The organism is Actinomadura sp. 7K507 (assembly GCF_004348425.1).
Taxonomy (GTDB): domain Bacteria; phylum Actinomycetota; class Actinomycetes; order Streptosporangiales; family Streptosporangiaceae; genus Spirillospora.
The window spans coordinates 1-3,701 of record NZ_SMKK01000426.1 but is presented as its reverse complement, the minus strand read 5'-3'; the positions used below and the strand labels follow the sequence as shown (position 1 = coordinate 3,701).

The window sequence follows — 3,701 nt, the reverse complement described above, 5'->3', positions numbered from 1 at the left end:
GCACGGGGGACGGCACGGGGGACGAGGAGACGTGATGACGCACCACACCGCGACAGGAGAGCTGAACTGGCTCCTCAACGACTTCGCCGAGCGGGTGACGGCGGTGCGGCAGGCGGTGATCCTCTCCCGTGACGGCCTGGCGGTCGCCGCGTCCACCGAACTCGGCCGCGAGGACGCCGAGCATCTGTCCGCGCTCGCCTCCGGCGTGCAGAGCCTCGCCCGCGGCGCGGGCCGGCACTTCGCCGGCGGGAACGTGCGCCAGACCATCATCGAGATGGACGCCCTGCTGCTGTTCGTGACGGCCGCCGGCGACGGCACCTGCCTCGCCGTGCTGGCCGAGGGGGAGGCCGACGCCGGTCTCGTCGCCTACGAGATGGCGGTGCTGGTCAAGCGCGTCGGCCAGCATCTGCAGGCCGGTCCCAGGTTCGGAGCCGAGCACCAGACGGCGGGTGAGGGCTTCGGGGTCGCCGGGGGGCACTCGCCGCGGGGCCTGTGACCGATGTCCCCGTCGTCAGAGCGGTGGCTGGACCGGGAGGCCGGTCCGGTCGTGCGTCCGTACGCCAGGACCCGGGGGCGGACCCGTCCCGAGGGTGCGGGCTTCGAGCTGATCGCGGTCGTCGCGGCCACCGGCGTCCCGCCGGGCGACCGGCTGCGCTACAGCCCCGACCACGCGCGGGTGCTGCGCGGCTGCGCGCGGCCCATCGCGGTCGCCGACCTGTCGGCCGACCTCGGCCTGCCGGTCGGCGTCGTCCGGGTCCTGCTCGGCGACCTGCGGGACGAGGGCCTGGTCGCGGTCGCCGCCGAGGCGGAGCCCGCCGAGGGCCGCCGTCCCCCCAACGGAGTGCTGAGGGAGGTGCTCAATGGCCTCCGCGCCCTCTGAGGGGACCGGCACGAACGCTCGCCGCCTCGTCACGACGAAGATCCTCATCGCCGGCGGGTTCGGTGCCGGCAAGACCACGATGGTCGGCTCGATCAGCGAGATCCGGCCGCTGCACACCGAGGAGCCGCTGACCGACCGCGGTGTCGGGGTGGACGACCTCTCCGGAGTGGGCGACAAGTCGACGACGACCGTCGCGATGGACTTCGGGCGGATCACCCTGTCGGACCAGCTGCTGCTCTACCTGTTCGGCACCCCCGGCCAGGAGCGGTTCTGGTTCATGTGGGACGAGCTGGCGGCGGGCGCGATCGGCGCGGTCGTGCTGGCGGACACGCGCCGGCTCACCGGCTGCTTCCCGGCCATCGACTACTTCGAGCGGCGCGGCGTCCCGTTCGTCGTGGCGGTCAACTGCTTCGGCGGGCAGCGTACGCACCGGGCCGAGGACGTCGCGATCGCGCTCGACCTGGATCCGGACGTCCCCGTGGTGCTGTGCGACGTCCGGCGCCGCGAATCCTCGAAGGAGGTTCTGGTGGCGCTGATGGAGCACGTCCTGACCTGGACGGACACACGGGAGGTACCGGATGGCTCGCGTCCGACTGATCGCCGGGAAGCCGCGACGTAGTAGGCTCCCGCACACCCCCGTACTCCACGCATCGGGAGGTTTCCCCCGCATGTCCCGCCCCCGAGTGCCGAATCTGTGATGGCCACCCGCTTCTCCTCCATCCGGGCGAGGATCACCCTGCTGGTCCTCGTGCCGCTGCTGGCGCTGGCCTCGCTGTGGGTCTTCATCACCGGCGTCACCTACGGCGACGCGCACCAGCTCCTGCAGAGCCGGGACTTCCAGCAGAAGACCGTGCTGCCCACCCAGCGGCTCATGGACGGCCTGCAGAAGGAAAGACGCCTGTCCATGGCCGCGCTGGGCGGCGCCCGCACGGCCGATCCGGGGCAGCTGCGGGAGCAGCGGCTGGCCACCGACAAGGCGGCCGGGGAGGTCCGCGCGGGCAGCCGTGACCAGGGCCTGCGCGAGGCGATCCTTCCCGAGGTCGTGGAGCGGATGGACGGGCTCGTCGGCCGCCTCGGCGACCTGCGCGGCCTCCGCGACGGCGTGGACGAGCGGACCACCGACCGCCAGCACGTGCTGGGCCGGTACAACGAGATCATCGACGCGGGCTTCGCCGTCTACCAGGCGACCGCGCCGGCGGAGGGGTCCATCACCGCGCGCGCCCAGACGCTCACGTCCTTCGGCCGGGCCCGCGAGTTCATGGCGCGCGAGGACGCCCTGCTGACCGGGGCGCTCGCCGCGGGACGCATCACCGACACCGAACGCGTCCAGTTCGCCAAGCTCGTCGGGGCACACCACGCCATCCACGCCGACAGCGCGCGCGAGCTGCCGGCGGAGGCCCGCGCGGACTTCGAGCGGCTCACGGCCTCGCCGGCGTTCACCCGGCTGATGGCGATGGAGAACGAGGTCATCAGCGGCGCCGAGCCGCCGGCGGCCGCCGAGCGCCTGGCCCGCGCGCAGGGCGGGCAGCCGGCGCAGGCGGGCGGGCGCGACGTGTCCGTCATCGAGCCCGCCGCCTGGCGGTCCGCGTCCGACGCCGCCAACGGCCGGCTGTTCCAGCTGGAGAACGAGGTCCTGGACGACGTCACCGACCACGCCCAGGGGATCGCGGTCAGCACCTTCACGCGGCTCGCCCTCGCCGGCGGCCTCGGGCTGATCGCGATCGTGCTGTCGTCCTTCATCGCGGTCAAGGTCTCCCGGCGGCTGGTGCGCGAATGCCGCGCGCTCGCCGGCGGCGTGGTCGACTTCACCCACGAGCGGCTGCCGCGGCTGGCCGACGCCATCCGCTCCGGGCGGGGCGCCGAACCCGAGCCGGACCTCGTGGCCGGCTACCGGATCAACGAGATCCGGCAGATCGCCGAATCGTTCGACCGCGCCCGCGACGCCGTCGTCCGGGCCGCGGAGAGCGAGGTCGCGGCCCGCCGCGGCATCAGCGAGGTGTTCGTCAACCTCGCGCGCCGCAACCAGGCGCTGCTGCACCGCCAGCTCAGCCTGCTGGACTCCATGGAGCGCCGCACCGAGGACCCGTCGGAGCTGTCGGACCTGTTCCGCCTCGACCACCTCGCGACCCGGATGCGCCGGCACGCCGAGGGCCTGGTGATCCTCGCCGGCAAGACGGCGGGCCGCGGCTGGCGCCGTCCGGTGCCGCTGGTGGACGTCGTCCGCGGCGCCGTCGCGGAGGTCGAGGACTACCCGCGCGTCCGGGTGCAGCCGCTGCCGCGCGTCGCGCTGCTCGGCTCGGCCGTCGCCGACGTCATCCACATGCTGGCCGAGGTGGTGGAGAACGCCACGACGTTCTCGCCGCCGCAGGCGCCGGTGCGGGTCAGCGGCCACCAGGTCGCCAGCGGCTTCGCGATCGAGGTCGAGGACCGCGGCCTCGGGATGACCGACGAGGCGCTGCGCGCCGCCAACGGGCGGCTCGTCGACCCGCCCGAGTTCGACCCGTCCGACAGCGCCCAGCTCGGGCTGTTCGTCGTGGCGCGGCTGGCCCAGCGGCACGGCATCCAGGTCACGCTCCGCCCGTCCCCGTACGGGGGGACGACCGCGATCGCGCTGATCCCCGCCTCGCTCATCGTGGAGGCCACCGAGCCCGAGCCGTCCGCGCGCCGCCTCACTGGACCGATGCACAAGGTGCCGAGCCCGGCGCTGTCGGCGCCCGCGCGGCCGGCGGTGGAGGCGGGCCGTGCCGAGCGGGCCGGCGCCGATCCCGGGGTCGTCCGCCTGGTCGAGGCCGAGCCCGAGCCTCCGGGACCCGCCCCGGCC

At 74.4% G+C, this 3,701-nt stretch carries 4 protein-coding genes; all 4 read left to right on the top strand.

What is annotated here, in order from left to right:
• Positions 1–34 precede the first annotated feature (34 nt).
• Positions 35–496, top strand: coding sequence for a roadblock/LC7 domain-containing protein (locus E1285_RS43835; RefSeq protein WP_132160820.1), 462 nt, complete (start codon positions 35–37; stop codon positions 494–496).
• 3 nt (positions 497–499) lie between these two features.
• On the top strand, positions 500–880 hold the full coding sequence (locus tag E1285_RS43830; RefSeq protein WP_132160819.1) for a DUF742 domain-containing protein: 381 nt from the start codon (positions 500–502) through the stop codon (positions 878–880).
• Positions 861–1,499 carry an ATP/GTP-binding protein gene (locus E1285_RS43825; RefSeq protein ID WP_132160818.1) on the top strand — a complete coding sequence of 213 codons (639 nt, stop codon included), beginning with the start codon at positions 861–863 and terminating at the stop codon, positions 1,497–1,499. The genes E1285_RS43830 and E1285_RS43825 overlap by 20 nt, the downstream gene beginning before the upstream one ends.
• Before the next feature lie 78 nt (positions 1,500–1,577).
• Positions 1,578–3,701 (top strand): nitrate- and nitrite sensing domain-containing protein (locus E1285_RS43820; RefSeq protein ID WP_132160817.1); only part of this gene is annotated, 2,124 nt, incomplete at its 3' end.

Bases quoted from the DNA above. Each gene is read 5' to 3' on its own strand.
- E1285_RS43825 (WP_132160818.1), top strand. From the start codon at position 861: ATGGCCTCCGCGCCCTCTGAGGGGACCGGCACGAACGCTCGCCGCCTC.
- E1285_RS43835 (WP_132160820.1), top strand. From the start codon at position 35: ATGACGCACCACACCGCGACAGGAGAGCTGAACTGGCTCCTCAACGAC.
- E1285_RS43830 (WP_132160819.1), top strand. From the start codon at position 500: ATGTCCCCGTCGTCAGAGCGGTGGCTGGACCGGGAGGCCGGTCCGGTC.